The following is an 18,367-nucleotide window of genomic DNA, read 5'->3' on the forward strand; positions in this document are numbered from 1 at the left end:
CCTTTGTGCGTTTGGATGTACTCGATCCTATGTAAGGGGCCGTGCGACGATTCAACTAGCCCTCACACATTTGTTTGTATTGCCAACATAAGTATGAAAACGCGACATCAAGATGTCGCTTATCGGACAGTTCGCCCCGCAACAGTGCGTTTGTCAGCCTGATTCTGTAACCTACCCGCCTCTTTATGCGCTGGCCTCCCAAAAGGAAGCCGCGCGCTAGACCGGTCGGCCCCATCAGGGCCGGCAGTATTTCCCTCATCCACAGGGAATCCCTCTCTAAATTCCGATTCAGTAGTGTGGTATTTCCCGAAATGAAAGTGTTGAAAAGCCAGGATATCCTGGCGCTGGGCTTCATGACCTTTGCCCTGTTCGTGGGCGCCGGTAACATCATCTTCCCGCCTATCGTTGGCTTGCAGTCCGGACCTCACGTCTGGATGGCGGCGTTGGGCTTCCTGATCACCGCAGTGGGTTTGCCAGTGGTCACCGTGATTGCCCTCGCCAAGGTCGGCGGTGGTATGGATGCGTTGAGCAGTCCGATCGGCAAGATCGCCGGTGGCCTGCTCGCGGCGGCTGCGTATCTGGCGGTAGGGCCGCTGTTCGCTACCCCGCGTACCGCGACGGTGTCTTTTGAAGTCGGCTTGGCGCCGCTCACCGGTGAAAGCCCGTTGGCGCTGTTCCTCTATAGCTCCGTTTACTTCCTGGTGGTGTTCTTTGTGTCCCTGTACCCAGGGCGCCTGTTGGACACTGTCGGTCGTTTCCTTGCGCCGTTGAAGATCATCGCGTTAGCCATCCTCGGCATCGCTGCGTTTGCCTTGCCGGCCGGTGAGGTGGGTGTCGCCACTCCGGAATACGTCGCTGCACCGTTCTCCCAAGGTTTTATCAATGGTTATCTGACCATGGACACCCTTGGTGCTCTGGTATTCGGAATTGTGATCGTCAACGCTATCCGCTCCCGTGGTGTTGATTCGCCCAAGCTGATCACCCGCTACGCGATCATCGCTGGCCTGATTGCTGGCGTTGGTCTTGCGCTGGTGTACGTCAGCCTGTTCCGCCTTGGTGCGGGAAGTCATGAAGTGGCCGCTGGTGCGGCTAATGGCGCAGCCGTACTGCACGCGTACGTGCAACACACCTTCGGCTCCCTGGGCAGTGGTTTCCTGGCGGTATTGATTTCCTTGGCATGCCTGGTTACCGCGGTTGGCCTGACCTGCGCTTGCGCCGAGTACTTCAGCAAAATACTGCCGCTGTCCTACAAGACCCTGGTAGTGATCCTGGCGCTGTTCTCGTTGTTCGTGTCCAACCTGGGCCTGACTAAGCTGATTGCCTTTTCGATACCGGTGCTTACCGCGATCTACCCGCCGTGCATCGTGCTGGTGGCCCTGAGCTTCTGCAAAGACTTCTGGCAGGAACAGGGCCGGATCGTTGGCCCGGTGATGCTGGTGTCGTTCATATTTGGCTGCATTGATGCGCTGAAGGGCGCGGGCTTTGCCGACTGGCTGCCGTCGCAACTGGCGCATCTGCCGCTGAGCGAGCAGGGCCTTGCGTGGTTGGTGCCGTCGGTAATGACCTTGGTCGTGGCTGTGGTGGTTGATCGTATGCTTGGCAAGCGTAGCGAAGCGATCGCGTAACACCGCTTCAAGGCTGCACAGAAATGCCCCGTATCAATCAATACGGGGCATTTTTTATGCTTGGTAGACTACGACCTTCTAAAGTTGGAGCGCGGTCGATGTAGGAGGGGGCTTGCCTCAGACGGCACTGTGCCATTCAACAGATGCAGTGACTGCCAGCAAGCATTCGGGATCAAAGCCTCTCCCCCAATGTTGGCCACGTTTTCAAAAACTTTCTTGATATAGGACCCGCATGTCGTTCGTCGAAACCAATCAAATTCACCTGCTTGCCGCCCTCTGGTTCGTCCTGTGTTGGGGCGGCTACACCCGTTATGCGACCTGGAAGGCCCGGGACACTGCGTGCCTGGCCAGTGTGTTGCATTTGTATCGTGAAGACTGGATGCGTCGCATGCTGCTGCGCGACAACCGCATTGCCGACGCCAGCGTGATCGGCAACCTGGAGCGCAATGCTTCGTTCTTTGCCTCCAGTACCCTGATTATCCTCGCTGGTATTCTCACCGTGCTTGGCGCCTCTGAGCGGGCCGTGTCCTTGCTAGCGGACATTCCTATGGTGCAGCAGGCGTCCCAAGGCATGTCGGAGATCAAGTTGTTGTGCCTGGCATTGGTGTTCGTCTACGCCTTCTTCACGTTCAGCTGGTGTATGCGCCAGTACAACTTTGCGGCGGTGTTGGTGGGGTCTGCGCCGATGATCGGTGAGCGGCATGTGTCCGAGCAAGAGCGCAAGGCGTTTGCCTTGCGGGCGGCAAGGGTAATCTCCATGGCTGCCAACCAGTTTAACTTTGGTCTGCGCGCTTATTACTTCGGAATGACCATGTTGGCGTGGTTTGTCAGCCCATGGTTATTCATGTTGATGAGCGCGGGAGTGGTAGTCGTGCTTTACCGTCGAGAGTTTCATTCCGACGTGCTGCAAGTGATGGTGTATACGCAGACTGATACGCCAGTGCCTGAGGCGGTCAAAGAGTCGGCTTAGTCCACTTCAGCGAGTTAACGCTTCAAATTAAAAACCACAGGCAAAGAAAAGCCCGCTATTTGAGCGGGCTTTCTTTATCGCAGCGAAGCTATTTCAAACCGCGGTCTCAAGAACCGGTGGCTGGAGTAGCAGGTGCTGCTTCTTTTGCGGCGGCTTCGTTCGATTCAGCCTGAGCTTTGGCAGCATCGGCGTTTTCTTTCGCAGCGTCGTTCACTTTATCCTGAGCCTTCGCCATATCTTTCTGAGCTTGCTCAGAGTGCGCGGCAGCGTCTTGGGCTTTGTCTTCGGATTTTTTGTCGCAGGCAGCGAGACCGAGGGCAGCGGCGAGCATCATGGAAATAGCTAAAGTCTTGCGCATTGGGTGTTTCTCCTTATTGAAGATATCTACTGGCCTTTCGAGCCTGAGGGTTCAGCATTAGTTCCTTTTATTGCGCAGATATATAAACAGCGCACCCCAAGGAACTTTCAACCGCACTGCCTACTCCGCGGATTAACGCTAATAAGAGTCTAGACCGAATGACCGAAAACCCACTGTTAGAGCGTGCGACGCGCTTTGTTTCGGCCCTGCGCCATTGCCAGGTGCTGGGGATTACCGTGCATGCCGCCAACCTGGAAGGTATGACCTTGGTCCTGCCCTACGGCCCCTCCATCGTCGGAGACCCTCGCACCGGGGTGATCCATGGCGGTGCGCTGACTTCGCTGATGGACACCGCCTGTGGCATGGCCACCTTGTGTGTATTACCAGAGTTCGAGGTGTGCCCGACCCTCGACCTGCGCGTCGACTACATGCACACCGCCGAACCCCACAAGCCGGTTTATGGCTTCGCCCAATGTTACCGGGTGACGACTGACGTGATCTTTACCCGTGGCGTTGCCTATCAGGATGACCCGCAGCAGCCCATTGCCCATGTGGTTGGCACGTTCATGCGCATGGGCAAGCGGCTCAAGGGAGCCCAAGGACTGAGCAGCACAATCAAGGGAGAACAGGCATGACGCATCGATTCAAGACGCGCCTGGAACAGGCCCACGAACTCGGCAACTATGAGGCGCTGCTGGAGTTGATTCCTTACGCCAAGCTGATCGGCATCGAATGCACACGCCTGGGTGATGAATTGCTGTTTCGCCTGCCCGCCAACAAAGACAACATTGGTAACCCCATATTGCCAGCGCTGCACGGCGGGGTGATTGCCGGCTTTATGGAGCTGTCGGCGGCGTTGCACCTGCTGGTATTTACCGGTGCGCCGGGCTTGCCGAAAATCATCGATTTCTCCCTGGATTACCTGCGTGCAGGCCAGTTCCGCGACACTTATGCCAAATGCCAGGTCTGGCGCCAGGGCCGACGGGTCGCGAACGTGGCAATTACCGCCTGGCAGAGCACCCCGGCAGAACCTATTGCCACCGCCCGTGCGCATTTCAAAATTGAGGAAACGACTCGCCCTTGAAATCCTGGCCTTAGCCCCCAACTTTGATGACAACCCGCCGCCAACCCTCAAGGGTACGGCCACTGCCATCCAATTGGAGTTTGATGACCATGAGTGTGGAAACTCAAAAGGAAACCCTGGGCTTCCAGACCGAGGTGAAGCAACTGCTGCACCTCATGATCCATTCGCTGTATTCCAACAAGGAAATTTTCCTTCGCGAATTGATCTCGAACGCCTCTGACGCTGTCGACAAATTACGTTTCGAAGCCCTGTCCAAGCCTGAGTTGCTGGAAGGTGGCGCCGAACTGAAAATCCGTGTGAGCTTCGATAAAGACGCCAAGACCGTCACCCTCGAAGACAACGGTATCGGCATGAGCCGTGACGATGCGATCACCCACCTGGGTACCATCGCCAAATCCGGCACCGCTGATTTCATGAAGAACCTGTCCGGTGACCAGAAGAAAGATTCGCACCTGATCGGCCAATTCGGTGTGGGCTTCTACTCGGCCTTCATCGTTGCCGACAAGGTTGAAGTGTTCAGCCGCCGCGCCGGCCTTGACGCCAGCCAAGGCGTGCATTGGTCCTCCAAAGGTGAGGGCGAGTTTGAAATCGCCACCATCGATAAAGCCGACCGTGGCACCCGCATCGTGCTGCACCTGAAATCCGCTGAAGATGAGTTCGCTGACGGCTACCGCCTGCGCAATATCATCAAGAAATACTCCGACCACATCGCTCTGCCAATCGAGTTGCCGAAAGAGCAGGCTGCCGCCGAAGGCGAAGAAGCGCCTGCCCAGGAATGGGAAGTGGTCAACCGTGCCAGCGCCCTGTGGACCCGTCCTCGCACTGAAGTGAAGGACGAGGAATACCAGGAGTTCTACAAGCACATCGCCCACGACTACGAAAACCCACTGAGCTGGAGCCACAATAAGGTCGAAGGCAAGCTGGAATACAGCTCGCTGCTCTACGTACCGGCCCGTGCTCCGTTCGACCTGTACCAGCGTGAAGCGCCGAAAGGCCTGAAGCTCTACGTGCAGCGCGTGTTCGTGATGGACCAGGCGGAATCGTTCCTGCCGCTTTACCTGCGCTTCATCAAAGGCGTGGTCGACTCCAATGACCTGTCGCTGAACGTGTCGCGGGAAATCCTGCAGAAAGACCCGATCATCGACTCCATGAAGTCGGCGTTGACCAAGCGCGTCCTCGACATGCTGGAAAAACTGGCGAAGAACGAGCCTGAGCAATACAAAGGCTTCTGGAAAAACTTCGGTCAGGTCATGAAAGAAGGCCCGGCGGAAGATTTCGCCAACAAGGAAAAAATCGCCGGCCTGCTGCGTTTTGCCTCGACTCAGGGCGAAGATGGCGAGCAGGTGGTGTCCCTGGCCGAGTACCTGGCACGCGCCAAGGAAGGTCAGGACAAGATCTACTACCTGACCGGCGAAACCTACGCTCAGGTCAAGAACAGCCCGCACCTGGAAGTCTTCCGTAAGAAAGGCATCGAAGTGCTGCTGCTGACCGACCGTATCGATGAGTGGCTGATGAGCTACCTCAGCGAATTCGACGGAAAGACCTTTGTCGACGTTGCCCGTGGTGACCTAGACCTGGGTAACCTGGACTCCGAAGAAGAGAAGAAGGAAGCCGAAGAAGTCGCCAAGGCCAAAGAAGGCCTGGTTGAGCGGATCAAGACGGCCCTCGGCGATGCGGTCAGCGAAGTGCGGGTTTCCCACCGCCTGACCGACTCCCCGGCGATCCTGGCTATCGGCGAGCAGGACCTGGGCATGCAGATGCGCCAGATTCTGGAAGCCAGCGGCCAGAAGGTTCCGGATTCCAAGCCGATCTTCGAATTCAACCCGGCTCACCCGCTGATCGAGAAACTCGACGGCGAGCAGAGCGAAGAGCGGTTTGGCGACCTGTCGCACATCCTCTTCGATCAGGCGGCCCTGGCCGCTGGCGACAGCCTCAAGGATCCGGCCGCGTATGTGCGCCGCCTGAACAAGCTGTTGGTTGAACTGTCGGTTTGACCCCGTTGTAGAAAAACCCGCTTCGGCGGGTTTTTTCGTTCTACTGCACCTCAACTGGAGTAAATGATGAGCCAAGTCACTGTGCGTTCCGTGGTCTATCAGATTGATGGCCAGCCTTATGAGAGCCGCCTGGCATTCGATGCCAGCCACCAGGGTCCGTTGCCGGGCTTGTTGATGGCGCCGAACTGGATGGGCGTGAGTGCGGGTGCCGAAGAAATCGCCAAGGCCGTTGCCGGCAAAGGTTATGTGGTGCTGATTGCCGACTTGTACGGGCAAAGTGTGCGCCCGTCGAATGGCGACGAAGCCGGTGCCGCGATGATGCCGTTGAAGAATGATCGCCCGTTGCTGAACAAGCGCATGCAGGCGGCCTTTGAGCAGTTGCAAGGTCAGACCGAAGCCGCAGTGGATACCTCGAAGCTGGCGACCTTTGGTTTCTGCTTTGGCGGTTGCTGCTCCCTGGAGCTGGCACGTACCGGCGCGCCGTTGAAGGCTGCGGTGTCGTTCCACGGCACCCTCGACACGCCGAATCCGGCGGACGCGAAGAGCATCAAGGGCTCGGTGCTGGTGCTGCACGGTGCTTCCGACCCGTTGGTGCCAAAAGAGCAGCTGCCGGCGTTCGAAGATGAAATGAACGCGGCCGGCGTGGACTGGCAATTGCTGAGCTACGGCGGTGCGGTGCATTCCTTCACTGACCCGGAGGCCAATGTGCCGGGCAAGATGATGTACGACGCGAAGACCGCAGCACGGGCCTTCCAGTCGATGCATAACTTGTTGGATGAAGTGTTCAAGGGCTAACGCTTAAGCGCTTGTTCCGGCCTCATCGAGGGCAAGTCCCTCCCACATGTTGACCGTGTGAATCCGATCAAGTGTGGGAGGGGCGGTGCGAAGATTCGACTTGCCCCCGTTAGCTATCTCAGAGGCAACTCAATTCTTTCAGTTTCACCTGGCACCGTCGGCCAATCCCCAGCGGCCCAGCGCTGCCTGGCCTGCTCGATCTTCAACGGATCGCTCGCGACAAAATTCCAATTGATCCGCCGTGGCCCATCCAGCGGTGCACCGCCAAACACCACCAGGTGGCAATCGCTCCCGGCGCACAGCGTCATCTTCTGTCCTGCCGGCAAGACCACCAAACTCTGCACCTCAAGCGCCTCGCCCTCCAACTGTGCTTCACCCTCCAGCACGTACACCGCCCGTTGCTCATGCTCGTCAGGGATCAGAAGGGTAGTGGCCGTCTGCATCCGCACCTCGGCATACAGCGTGGGCGATAGCACTGGCACTGGCGATTTCAGGCAAAACCCATTGCCGGCGATCATGCGAATCTGCACGCCCAAGTTGTCGCTGATCGGCAGGCTCGCCGCCGGGTGGTGGCTGTAATGGCCGGGCCCGGTTTCATGATCCTTGGGTGACGCAAGCCACACTTGCAACCCATGCAGGCTGAAGCCACTGGCCTTGAGTGCCTCGGGCGTGCGCTCCACATGGGCAATCGCGCTGCCGGCGGTCATCCAGCTGACATCACCGGCCTGTACCTCCTGGTCAGAACCCAAGCTGTCCTTATGCTGCAGCGCACCGTCGAACAGATAGGTGAGAGTGGATAGGCCGATATGCGGATGCTGACGGATATTCATGCCGCTGCCCGCTGGGTAGTGGGTGGGCAACATGTGATCAAAGAACACAAAGGGCCCGACACTACGGCATTCCCTTGAGGGCAAGGGGCGCAGGATCGGCTGGCCTTCAACGTCTTCGGGGCGAGGGCGGATCACGGTGAGGGTGGTCATGGTGCGTCCCAGTCTGAGCGGGTTAGGTGTGATTGAGCATAACCCGCTCGACGAGAGGTTGCCGCTATTGGCTGAATGCGCCTTCGGACAGCTGGGTCTCGATATTGATTTCGGCAGTGGTCATCAGCTTGTGCACCGGGCACTTGTCCGCCACGCGATGCAGTTCATCGCGCTGCGCGTCCGTGAGTACGCCCTTGAGGGTCAATTTGACGTTGAGTGTGTATTTGCCTTTTGGCTCTTCGGCGGCGTCGTGGGTGACTTCCACGGTCACGCCGGTCAGCGGGATATCTTTCTTCTGGGCATAGAGCCTGACGGTCAAGGCCTTGCACGACGCCAGTGCGGCATCGAAGTAATCGTGGGGGGAGGGCGCCGAGTCGTCGCCACCCAGGCTCTTGGGCAGGTCGGTAAACAGCTCGTGGTTGTTGATGTTGACGCTGTGGCGGAAGTTTTCAGCGTTCAATGTGTTCACGGTAACAGGCATGGCAAACCTCACAGGGTGGCAGGATGAAGGTCATGCAGTTATAGAGCATGCTGGCACTTCAGTGTTCCGCGTTTTTCCACGATGAACCTCGGCACAGGGCACAAGGTCTACCCGTATTGGCCCCCATCGAGGTTGTACCGTGCCCTGGATCCGCCTGAGTCTTGCCCTATTGCTCGCCGCCGGTAGTCTCGCTGTGCAGGCGCGTGAGTATGCCTACAGCGATGCCCACCTGCATTACGTGGATTTTTTCCAGGAAACTGCCGGCATGGATAAATTGCTCAAGGCCATGGCCGAGAATCGCATCGAGCATGTGATGATTTCCGGCATTCCCGTTGCGAAGAAATGGCACGAAGACGAGCCCAAACGCCCGCGCTACTACGCCGGTGATGACGCCGATGCCTATTGGTACAGCGCCACTGACGTCATCGTGGCTGCGGCCGTGAACAAGCTCACCCCAGAACAGCGCCAGCGTTTTCATCCGTTTCTAAGCGGCTTCAATCCCAACGACAAGAACTCTGATGCCCATATCCAGCGCATGCTCGACCTTAATCCAGGGCTCTGGCAGGGCATTGGAGAGGTGTTCACCCGTCACGATGACCTCACCGCGCTTACCTCAGGCGATACCCCGCGTGCCAATAACGAGGCAATGACGCGGATATACCACCTGGCCGCCGAAAACGACCTGCCGGTAATGCTGCACTCGAACATCACCTCCAAGCGCGAGCGTAACCCGCTGTATTTGGCTGAGATCGAAGAGCCGTTGCGCAACCACCCGCACACCCGTTTTATCTGGGCCCATGCCGGTACCAGCAAGGAAATTCACCGTCATCAGGTCCAGATGGACTTCCTGCTGCCCACGTTAAGCCGGATGCTGGAGGCTTATCCCAATCTGTATATCGACCTGTCCTGGAGCATGCTCACGCCGTATTTGCTGGACGATGCGGGTCAGCCTCGGCCGGAGTGGGTAAAGCTGGTGGAGCGCTTCCCGGAGCGTTTTATGCTGGGCTCTGACGTCGTAGGGCGTTTCAATAAGCTGGGTAAGGAAATGCGCCGCTTTGATCCCTTCCTCGATGCATTGCCCGAAGACATCGCCCACAAGGTTGCACGGGATAACTTCCTGGCCATTCTGCCTAAACCACCTCGCGATGGTGGCGCACGTTGATATCGCGTTTTCGTCTTACGCAAATACAGTAGAGCGCCGATAACTTCCAGGAGACCGGCTGCAGGTGAATGCAGCGCTTTTGGAAGGATCCAGGCAATGAATATCCGTAGTTTGAATATTGCCCCGCGCGCCGGTTTGGGCTTTGGCGTGCTGGCGGTGATGGTGTTTGCTTTGGGCGGCTTTGCGCTGCTGCAGATGGCCAACATGCGCCAGCAGTCGGATCAGGTGGAAAACAACTGGCTGCCCAGCGTGATGGCAGTGGGGGAGATGAGCCAGGACGTGTTGCGCATTCGTGCGCTGACCTTGCGCTTGCTGGTCACCCGTGATCCCCAGGCCGTGGCGCAGAACGAGCAGAAAATCACCGAGATCAAAGCCGCGCTGCATAACGCCGAAGGGCTGTACGAAGCGTTGATCGTATTGCCCGAGGAGCGTGTGTTGTTTGATCGACTCAAGGTCGAGGAGCAGCGCTACCTGCAGCGCCAGGAGCAGGTGGTGGCGCTGTCCAAGGCTAACCGGCTGGAGGAAGCGATTCAGGTGGTCAACGGTGAGATGAATCAGCTGGCTGACGAAATGGCACTGACCTTGCGATCCCTGGTTAATCTAAACAAGGCCAGTGCCAACGAAGCGGCAAAGCAGGCACAGCATGTATTCAGCCAGTCGCGTACTTGGGTGATCGCCATGGTTGCCCTGGCCGCGCTGGTCACCATCGGCCTGGCGGTCTGGCTGACCCGCAGTATCGTGTTGCCACTGGCTCAGTCGCTCAAAGTTGCCCAGAACGTTGCCAGCGGCGATCTGACTGGGGAAATCATCCTGAGTGGCAAGGATGAACCCGCGCGCTTGCAGCGGGCGCTCAAGGGGATGCAGGACACCTTGCGTGACACCATCCGGCGTATCTCGGAGTCTTCGAGCCAACTTGCGTCGGCGTCCGAGGAACTCAGCTGCGTTACCGAGGATGCCACCCGTGGTTTGCACCAGCAAAGCCAGGAAATCGAACAGGCCGCAACGGCGGTCAACCAGATGACGGCCGCGGTGGAGGAGGTGGCAAGCAATGCGGTGGCCACGTCACAGGCATCCCGCGAGTCTGACCGTATCGCCCAGCAAGGGCGTGAGCAGGTGCATCAAACGGTAGTGTCGATTGAGGCGCTGGCCTCGGATGTGACCGCCAATGCGACCCAGGTCGAGGACTTGGCTCAGAAGGTCTATGGCATTAGCAAGGTGCTGGATGTGATTCGTTCGATTGCCGAGCAGACCAATCTGTTGGCGCTGAATGCTGCCATTGAGGCTGCGCGGGCAGGTGATGCGGGGCGCGGCTTTGCGGTGGTCGCCGACGAGGTGCGCGCGTTGGCCCATCGCACTCAGCAGTCGACGCAGGAAATCGAGCAGATGATCGGTGGGATTCAGCAAGGCACGGAGCAAGCCGTCAGTTCAATGCAGCAGAGCAACACCCGGGCGCGTTCCACCTTGGACATCGCCAAGTCGGCGGGGACGGCGCTGGAGGCAATTGCATCGGCGTTCACGCTGATCAATGAGCGCAACCTGGTGATTGCCAGTGCGTCCGAACAGCAGGCGGCGGTGGCGAGGGAGGTGGATCGCAACTTGATGAATATCCGCGACCTGGCGCATCAGACGTCCGCCGGAGCTAATCAGACCAGTGCGGCGAGTCAGGAGTTGTCGCGGTTGGCGGTGGATTTGAATTCGATGGTGGCGCGGTTTTCGGTGTAGTGCGCAGGTTGGGTGTATGTCCGTTGTTCAAGTAACGGATGTATACCCGGTCAACTCCAGTCTTCCATAAAAAAGCCCCGAACCAGTCGGGGCTTTTTCAGTGGATCAAGCTACAGGTCTTACTTACCCTGCCAGCGCTTCAGTACCAAGGTGGCGTTAGTGCCACCGAAGCCGAAGCTGTTGCTCATCACTGTGTCGATCTTGGCGTTTTCAACGGTCTTGGTCAGGATCGGCATATCGGCGACGACCGGGTCGATCTCGTCGATGTTGGCCGAACCGGCCATGAAGTTGCCTTCCATCATCAGCAGGCAGTAGATCGCTTCGTGAACGCCAGCGGCGCCCAAGGAGTGACCCGACAGGCTCTTGGTGGAGCTGATGGCCGGAGCCTTGTCGCCGAATACCGCACGTACACCTTCCATTTCCTTGGCGTCGCCGACCGGAGTCGAGGTGCCGTGGGTGTTCAGGTAGTCGATTGGGGTATCTACAGTGGACATGGCCATCTGCATGCAACGGATAGCGCCTTCACCGCTCGGGGCAACCATGTCGTAGCCGTCGGACGTCGCGCCGTAGCCAACGATTTCCGCGTAGATCTTGGCACCACGGGCCAGAGCGTGTTCCAGCTCCTCGACCACCACCATGCCGCCACCGCCGGCGATGACGAAGCCGTCACGCTTGGCGTCGTAGGCGCGGGAGGCCTTTTCCGGGGTTTCGTTGTACTGGGTGGACAGCGCGCCCATGGCGTCGAACAGGAACGACTGGCTCCAATGTTCTTCTTCACCGCCGCCGGCGAACACGATGTCCTGCTTGCCCAGCTGGATCTGCTCTACCGCAGTACCGATGCAGTGAGCACTGGTGGCGCAGGCGGAGGAGATCGAGTAGTTCACGCCCTTGATGGCGAACGGTGTGGCCAGGCAGGCCGAAACGGTGCTGCCCATGGTCCGCGTTACACGGTACGGGCCAACGCGCTTCACGCCTTTCTCGCGCAGGATGTCCAGCGCTTCCATCTGGTTCAGGGTGGATGCGCCGCCCGAACCGGCGATCAGGCCGGTGCGTACGTTCGATACCTGGTCTTCGCTCAGGCCGGAGTCGGCGATGGCATCTTTCATGGCCAGATAGGCGTAGGCGGCAGCGTGGCCAACGAAGCGATAGATCTTGCGATCGATCAGTTCTTCGAGGGGCAGGTCGATGGAGCCGGAAACCTGGCTACGCAGACCCATTTCGGCATATTCCGGGTTGAAGCGGATGCCAGGGCGACTTGCACGCAGGTTAGCGGTGACGGTCTCTTTGTCATTGCCCAGGCAAGAAACGATGCCCAGACCAGTGATAACGACGCGGCGCATGCGGATAACCCTTAAAAGTTGTCAGTGGAAGTGAATACGCCGACCCGAAGGCCTTCGGCAGTATAGATCTCGCGACCGTCGACGCTCACCGAACCATCGGCGATGGCCAGGTTCAGCTTGCCCTTGAGGACGCGCTTGATCTGAATGTTGTAGGTGACTTTCTTGGCGGTCGGCAGGACCTGGCCAAAGAACTTCACTTCGCCCGAACCCAGGGCGCGGCCGCGGCCTGGCAAACCCTGCCAGCCGAGGAAGAAGCCGACCAGTTGCCACATGGCGTCGAGGCCCAGGCAACCTGGCATCACAGGGTCACCTTCGAAATGGCAGGCGAAAAACCACAGGTCCGGGGCGATATCCAGCTCGGCGACCAATTCACCTTTGCCGTACTTGCCACCCTCTTCACTGATATGGGTGATGCGATCCACCATCAGCATGTTCGGGGCGGGCAGTTGCGCGTTACCTGGGCCGAACAGCTCACCGCGACTGCAGCGCAGCAGGTCTTCCCGAGTAAAGGCGTTTTGTTTGGTCATGCGAGCTCCTCAATAATCCCATGCGGCAGGGTAGGGCAAATCTTCCCGAACCGAATGAAGCGTTCATGCCTCATGTCGGCAGCCTACACATAGACTATTGCGTTGTAGTGAAAGTCACAGCGTTAGGCACTGAATGTACACTTGTTCACTGAAATTTTAAACCGGGCCCGTTTGAGGGGCCCGTTCGGGTGCCTAAGACTGCCGCACTTTCGTCTTTCACGCCAGTCGGACTTGGTTGATGGCGCACCGCTATTGCACCCAACGCTGCAGGATTTGCTGTAAATCCGTACGTTTGAACGGCTTGGCCAGGTAATCGTTCATGCCCGCCGCCAGGCAGGCTTCGCGGTCGCCCTGCAAGGCGTTGGCGGTGAGAGCGATGATTGGCAGGTCGGCACACCCTGGCAACTGGCGAATCTGCCGGGTGGCTTCGTAGCCATCAATCAGCGGCAGTCGGCAATCCATCAGGATCGCCGTGAAAATTAGGCTCTCGGCACTGCGGATCGCTTCGGCACCGTCAGTGGCCAGGCTCACTTCGAACCCCAGGCTGCGCAGCATCGCTTCCACCACGGTGCGGTTGACCGGATTGTCCTCCACCAGCAACACATGGCGGCCATCACCAGCACTGTGTTTGCCCTCAGCATTCTGGGCCACCGCGGGCAGGCTTTGTTGATCCAGCGCCAGTGGAATTTCCAGGGTAAACACCGAGCCACGGCCTTCTTCGCTCTGAGCGCGGAGGGTGCCGCCCATGCGCTCGGCCAGGGTGCGGGCGATGGGAAGTCCCAGCCCGGTGCCGCCGTAACGTCTTGAAATGGAACTGTCGGCCTGCTGGAACGCATCGAACATCAATTCCAGGCGTTCCGTGGAAATCCCGATGCCACTGTCACGCACGGTGCAGGTGAACCACACAAGCTCATGGTCGAGGGTTTGCCAATGGGGTTCGACGCTGACGCTGCCGTGCTCGGTGAACTTCAAGGCATTGCCAATCAGGTTCACCAGAATCTGGCGGATCCGCGTCGGATCCCCCCGCACTCGGAGTGCATCCATACCCGGCGGGATCGGCAGCTTGAGCACCAGCCCACGCTGCTGCGCGCTGTGCTGGAAGGCCTGGGCGCAACTGTTGATCAGGTCGGCCAGGTTGAACGAAATATGTTCCAGCTCCAGGGCCTCGCGTTCGATGCGCGAGAAGTCGAGGATATCGTTGATCACTTTGAGCAGATGCTCGGTGGACTCGGAGGCCAGCGCCGCGTATTCAGTCTGCTCCTCGGTCATCTCGGTGGTTTCCAGCAGTTGCAGCATGCCCAGTACGCCGTTCATCGGCGTGCGCAGTTCGTGGCTCATCATCGCCAGGAAGTCTGACTTCGCATTGTTGGCACGCTCGGCTTCTTCACGGGTCTGGATCAGTTGCGCCATGGCCTGCTGCTGTTCACGACTGGCCTGGTTGAGGCCTTCGGCCAAATTGTTGATGTGCCTCGAAAGGTCGCCCAGCTCTGAATCATCCACAATCGGCAGTGGCGTCTTGTAGTCGCCTTGCTGGATCGCCTTGACGGCATTGCCCATGGCGCTGATCGGTTGCGACAGGCTGGCGGCCAGACGCCGGGCGAGCAGGAAGGTAAACAGCAGGGCGAACAACGCCAGGATGCCCGCCTTGAACAGAATCTCCTGTTGGCGCTGGCTGAAGGCGTCATTGGACATGCCGACAATCACCCGTCCCAGGTAATCCGCGCGCGGCGCCTTGGATTCGTTGAGGTTGTCCTCGAAAAAGTCGTTGCCCAGCTGGATATGTTGCAGGCGGATCGGCGCCTGGAATACTTTCACCGACAGCGAGCGGTCGTGTTTCTCCGACGGCTGCTCGACGTACACCAGAATGTTTTCGCTGCTGTCCTGAATCTCCAGGAAGCGCACATGGGGCGTGGCCAATGTCGCGCGCAGCAGGCTATCAAGCACATCGTTGTTGCCTGAGATCACGCCGTATTCGGTGGCGGGCGCGAGCTGGTTGGCTATCAGTTGGCCCGTGTGGTCCAGTTCCTGGCGCAGGTCCTGGATACGCACGAAAGTGAAAAAGCTGATCAGCAGCAACGTCAGCAACAGTGCCGGACCCAGGGTGATGAGCTGGGTGCGTGTGTTGATGTCCCAACGACGACGCAAGGTCATGGGCGTTTTTCTCCTTCTGCCAATCGGGCGGCGACTCTGGCTTCGTCCACCTGTTCAATGCCCAGTGAGCGCGCGACCTGCGGGTTGCCCAAGACTTTGAAATGTTCTGGATACAGTGATCGTGGCCAACTGGCCGGCGGCTGGTCCAGCAAGCGGTCGAGTACCGCCAGCCAGTCGGCCTGGTCGCTGTAGGTGCTGGCCAGGCTGCCGGCGCGCACAAACCCGGCATTCGGGCCCACCAGCGGTAATTGCTGGGCGTAGCTGCTCAGCAGCAGGTTTTTCACGGTCTTTGGGTTGTACAGCTGCGGGTCGTCGAGGCCCAGCAGTACGTGGCTGCTCCTGAACAGGTTTTGCAGTGGGCGGCTGTCGTTTGTGTTGTCCCAGCGCTGAGGTTCGATGGCCAGCTCCAGCGCTTCTGCATAGCGGCGTAGCTCGGGCAGCAGGAATTCGCTCTCGGTGCTATAGAGCACACCGATACGCTGCGCCTGGGGCAGGATGCTGGTGATCAGGCGCAGTTGGCGTTCCAGCGGTGGGTCGCTCCACAACAGGCTGATCCGCGCGTGCCGCGAGGCCTCCGGACGTTGGTGGGCTTGTAGCCGACTGATGCGCAGCACCAGGGTCGGCGGGCCTTGTAGGTCCTGCAGACGCCAGTCCAGACCAGGCAGGTCCAGCAGGATCAAGCGCGTGCTGGAGGGCAAGCGGCTGGGCGCGGGCAAGTCCTTGAGAGGGGTGAAAGTAACGTGGTCTTCGGGGCGTTGCTGGGCCAGGGCCCGGGCAAAGGCTTGCACGCCTGCACCGTCTTCGTCTGCGGTCAGCAGGATTTCGGCGCTCCATGCCGGTGCCGCCAGCAACAGGCAGGCCAGCAGCACGGCGCGTCGGCAGCACTTATAGATAAAGAAGCGGGTCATCCGTGACGAGTCGCCCATGTCAGAACTCTAGCTCCGCGCTGAAGTAGAGGACGTGGCGATGGTCGTAAGTGTTGTCGGCCCAAGTGGTGGGCTGGTTATCGAGGCGTTCTTGCAGCATGCCGGCCAGCTCCACGTTGGCGTTGCCCAGGGCAATGCGCTTGGCCACCCGCAGGTCGACCCGTTCGAAGCGATATTGGTTGAGTGCGTCATCGCCATAGTAGAACAGCGCGCTGGACCAGCCGCGGCCCCATTCGCGCAACCAGCCGGCGGAGCCACTGTTGCGCGCCGTCTGGGCTTTGTCCAGAGGGTTGCTGGTGGCGGCGTCGACGTAAGCATAGGTCAGCCGCAGGCGATCGGCGCTGCTCACCCGCCAATCGAATTGCGACTCGGCACCGGTAAACCGCGAACTGTTGGCGTTGCTGGCGATGTACTGGTTGTTGCGCAGGGGCGAGCTGATCATGTCGGTGATTTCGTCATAGAACAGTTTCACGTCCATGGTCAGCCCGAGATCGGCAAAGAACCCGTTGTATCCCAGTTCCCGCGAGCGCATCAGCTCCTTGTCCAAATTGCCCGGGCCCCGGGTCTTCACGAAGTACTGCCCGGAGTTCTGCCCGTAGGCCGGGGAGCTGAGGTTGGTGACGCGATAGCTCCAGTTGACGTTGTTCTCGAACATGTCCGGTGAACGGATGGCTTCGGAATACACCGCGCGCAGGCCGTGGCGCGGGTTGATCAAATAGTTGACCGCCACCCTTGGCGTGAGTGAGTGGCCACTCAGTTGTGTGTCTTCGAACATGGCGCCGCCTTGGAGCAGCCAATGCTCGCTGGCGCGCCATTCCAACTGGCCGAACAGGCGCCAGGTGGTGTCGTCCAGGGTGCCGTTGAAGTAGGTGTCGGAATCGGCGCGGTCGTAGCGGTAGTTCATGCCGCTGACCAGGCGCAGGCTGTCGGACAGGCTGAGGGTGTCTTGAATCTCCAGGTCGTAGCGGCTTTCGCGGGTGCTCTGGTCGATGTCACCGCACACGCTCTGGTTCGCGCCGTTACGCCATTGGTCCAGCACCTGATTGGCCAGGGCTTGCTCGGCGGCACTGCCCGGCGGTGCGGTGCCTTGGCTGTAGGTGTCCATGTGCCGGGCCAGCAGTTCGGCGTAATTCGGGTTCAATTGCCACAATTGGGTCAGCTCGGGGCTGAACGAGACCTTGGCGTCGCAGGCCTTCCAAATTTGCCGGCGATTCCACTGCTGGGCCGAGCCTTGGATATACAGGCTGTGCTCGGGATTTAAGTCGATGTTCCAGCGCAGGGAGCCTGCGTAGTCCTTGGCCGCGACGTCGGAGTTGTTACCGCCTTCGGTAATCCCGGCAAATACTGGGGTGTAGGTATACGGACGCTGATTGGTGCCTTCCTTGGCATCCAGTTGCCAGTCGATGCTCTGCTGCGCGTTCAACGTCTGGCTCATTGCCAGGCTGAAGCGGTTGAGGCGGCGACTGTCGCGGCGATCAGCACCGGCGGCATCGCTGTCGAAGCCATCGTCCTGCTGCCCGGACAGGGACAGGCGCAAATCACCGGTTTCCCAGCCCACGCCCTGGCTGGCATAGAAGTCGTTGATCCCACGTTCGCCCCGAATCACCTTTACCCGTGAGCCGTGGCTGTTAGCCGGTGACCGCGTAAGGATATTGACCACCGCCATCAACGCATTGGCGCCGTAGCTGACGGTGTTCGGGCCGCGGAAGACTTCGATACGCTCGATATCCTCCATGGCCACAGGAATATCGCTCCAGTCCACCGTGGCGAGGCCGGCGCGGTATACCGAACGCCCGTCGATCAACACCTGCATGCGCCGCGCATCGTTGGCACTGGTGCCGTGGTAGTTCACTGCAGCCTGGTTGCCGGTGGTGTAGCCGACCATCATTCCCGGCACCAGGCGTAGCAGTTCGCTGATGTCCCGTGCGCCGCTGGCTTTGATCAGCTCGCTATCGATCACGGTCATGCTGCCGGGTACGGCGGCGGCCGATTGCTTGAGGCGTGTGGCGGTCAATACCTGCGGCAGCGGCTGGCTGTCGAGGAACAGATCGTCAGCCAGCACTGATGTACTGCACAACAGCAATAGCAGTAGAGACGAATGGGAAGAAGGGCCCAAATACACGACACGGCCTTGATAATGACGGATAGCCGCCCATGTTAACTGAGGCTGGGGTATTTGCCAGTCAGTGCCTTTGCAATTACGTCACACGAGTAGGGCATTTTCCCACAGACGCACGAATTGAAACGGGGGC

Annotated in this window: 16 protein-coding genes; 8 read left to right on the top strand and 8 right to left on the bottom strand. The window is 59.2% G+C overall.

Annotated features, from left to right (window positions below; genetic code table 11):
• Window positions 1-311: 311 nt before the first annotated feature.
• Together brnQ and AOA61_RS07975 are read left to right on the top strand one after the other, a co-directional pair.
• Window positions 312-1,625 carry a branched-chain amino acid transport system II carrier protein gene (gene brnQ / locus AOA61_RS07970; protein WP_032889165.1) on the top strand — a complete coding sequence of 438 codons (1,314 nt, stop codon included), beginning with the start codon at window positions 312-314 and terminating at the stop codon, window positions 1,623-1,625.
• A gap of 232 nt (window positions 1,626-1,857) precedes the next feature.
• A complete protein-coding gene (locus AOA61_RS07975; RefSeq protein ID WP_099601484.1) occupies window positions 1,858-2,595 on the top strand; it encodes a DUF599 domain-containing protein in 738 nt (245 codons plus the stop codon).
• Between the two features lie 106 nt (window positions 2,596-2,701).
• On the opposite strand, the gene AOA61_RS07980 is transcribed toward AOA61_RS07975, so the two are convergent.
• Complete coding sequence (locus AOA61_RS07980) at window positions 2,702-2,953, bottom strand: hypothetical protein (RefSeq protein WP_010211724.1); 252 nt, start codon at window positions 2,951-2,953, stop codon at window positions 2,702-2,704.
• Window positions 2,954-3,111: 158 nt separating this feature from the next.
• Between AOA61_RS07980 and AOA61_RS07985 the strand changes: the two genes are divergently transcribed.
• The 4 genes from AOA61_RS07985 (at window position 3,112) to AOA61_RS08000 (ending at window position 6,826) form a co-directional block, all read left to right on the top strand.
• Window positions 3,112-3,588, top strand: a complete 477-nt coding sequence (locus AOA61_RS07985; protein ID WP_099601485.1) for a PaaI family thioesterase — start codon at window positions 3,112-3,114, stop codon at window positions 3,586-3,588.
• Entirely contained in the window at window positions 3,585-4,037 is a 453-nt protein-coding gene (locus AOA61_RS07990; protein ID WP_032889171.1) for a PaaI family thioesterase, read from the top strand. Before AOA61_RS07985 ends, AOA61_RS07990 begins: the two co-directional genes overlap by 4 nt.
• 89 nt (window positions 4,038-4,126) lie before the next feature.
• Window positions 4,127-6,031: a molecular chaperone HtpG gene (gene htpG / locus AOA61_RS07995; RefSeq protein WP_032889307.1), complete on the top strand. Its 1,905-nt coding sequence runs from the start codon at window positions 4,127-4,129 to the stop codon at window positions 6,029-6,031.
• 66 nt (window positions 6,032-6,097) lie between these two features.
• Entirely contained in the window at window positions 6,098-6,826 is a 729-nt protein-coding gene (locus tag AOA61_RS08000; protein ID WP_099601486.1) for a dienelactone hydrolase family protein, read from the top strand.
• A gap of 113 nt (window positions 6,827-6,939) precedes the next feature.
• On the opposite strand, the gene AOA61_RS08005 is transcribed toward AOA61_RS08000, so the two are convergent.
• Window positions 6,940-7,806, bottom strand: a complete 867-nt coding sequence (locus tag AOA61_RS08005; RefSeq protein WP_099601487.1) for a pirin family protein — start codon at window positions 7,804-7,806, stop codon at window positions 6,940-6,942.
• A 64-nt stretch (window positions 7,807-7,870) separates the two neighbouring features.
• The gene (locus AOA61_RS08010; protein ID WP_032889177.1) at window positions 7,871-8,287 is read right to left on the bottom strand and encodes an OsmC family protein; all 417 of its coding nucleotides are present in this window, start codon (window positions 8,285-8,287) and stop codon (window positions 7,871-7,873) included.
• A gap of 139 nt (window positions 8,288-8,426) precedes the next feature.
• Here AOA61_RS08010 and AOA61_RS08015 point away from each other — a divergent pair, with 139 nt between their 5' ends.
• Both AOA61_RS08015 and AOA61_RS08020 read left to right on the top strand, forming a co-directional pair.
• Window positions 8,427-9,449 carry an amidohydrolase family protein gene (locus AOA61_RS08015; protein WP_099601488.1) on the top strand — a complete coding sequence of 341 codons (1,023 nt, stop codon included), beginning with the start codon at window positions 8,427-8,429 and terminating at the stop codon, window positions 9,447-9,449.
• A gap of 96 nt (window positions 9,450-9,545) precedes the next feature.
• The gene (locus AOA61_RS08020) at window positions 9,546-11,171 is read left to right on the top strand and encodes a methyl-accepting chemotaxis protein (protein ID WP_099601489.1); all 1,626 of its coding nucleotides are present in this window, start codon (window positions 9,546-9,548) and stop codon (window positions 11,169-11,171) included.
• A 119-nt stretch (window positions 11,172-11,290) separates the two neighbouring features.
• Here the strand turns inward: AOA61_RS08020 and fabB are convergent, their stop codons facing one another.
• From fabB to AOA61_RS08045, 5 genes are all read right to left on the bottom strand, one after another.
• Complete coding sequence (gene fabB / locus AOA61_RS08025; protein WP_012723103.1) at window positions 11,291-12,511, bottom strand: beta-ketoacyl-ACP synthase I; 1,221 nt, start codon at window positions 12,509-12,511, stop codon at window positions 11,291-11,293.
• A gap of 11 nt (window positions 12,512-12,522) precedes the next feature.
• Complete coding sequence (gene fabA, locus AOA61_RS08030; RefSeq protein WP_099601490.1) at window positions 12,523-13,038, bottom strand: 3-hydroxyacyl-[acyl-carrier-protein] dehydratase FabA; 516 nt, start codon at window positions 13,036-13,038, stop codon at window positions 12,523-12,525.
• 249 nt (window positions 13,039-13,287) lie between these two features.
• A complete protein-coding gene (locus AOA61_RS08035; RefSeq protein ID WP_099601491.1) occupies window positions 13,288-15,189 on the bottom strand; it encodes an ATP-binding protein in 1,902 nt (633 codons plus the stop codon).
• A complete protein-coding gene (locus AOA61_RS08040) occupies window positions 15,186-16,115 on the bottom strand; it encodes an ABC transporter substrate-binding protein (protein WP_099601492.1) in 930 nt (309 codons plus the stop codon). The genes AOA61_RS08035 and AOA61_RS08040 overlap by 4 nt, the downstream gene beginning before the upstream one ends.
• A gap of 1 nt (window position 16,116) precedes the next feature.
• Window positions 16,117-18,237: a TonB-dependent siderophore receptor gene (locus AOA61_RS08045; RefSeq protein ID WP_095184264.1), complete on the bottom strand. Its 2,121-nt coding sequence runs from the start codon at window positions 18,235-18,237 to the stop codon at window positions 16,117-16,119.
• Between the last annotated feature and the right edge of the window lie 130 nt (window positions 18,238-18,367).

Origin of the sequence: Pseudomonas sp. 2995-1 (assembly GCF_002742505.1) — a bacterium.
Classification (GTDB): domain Bacteria; phylum Pseudomonadota; class Gammaproteobacteria; order Pseudomonadales; family Pseudomonadaceae; genus Aquipseudomonas; species Aquipseudomonas sivasensis.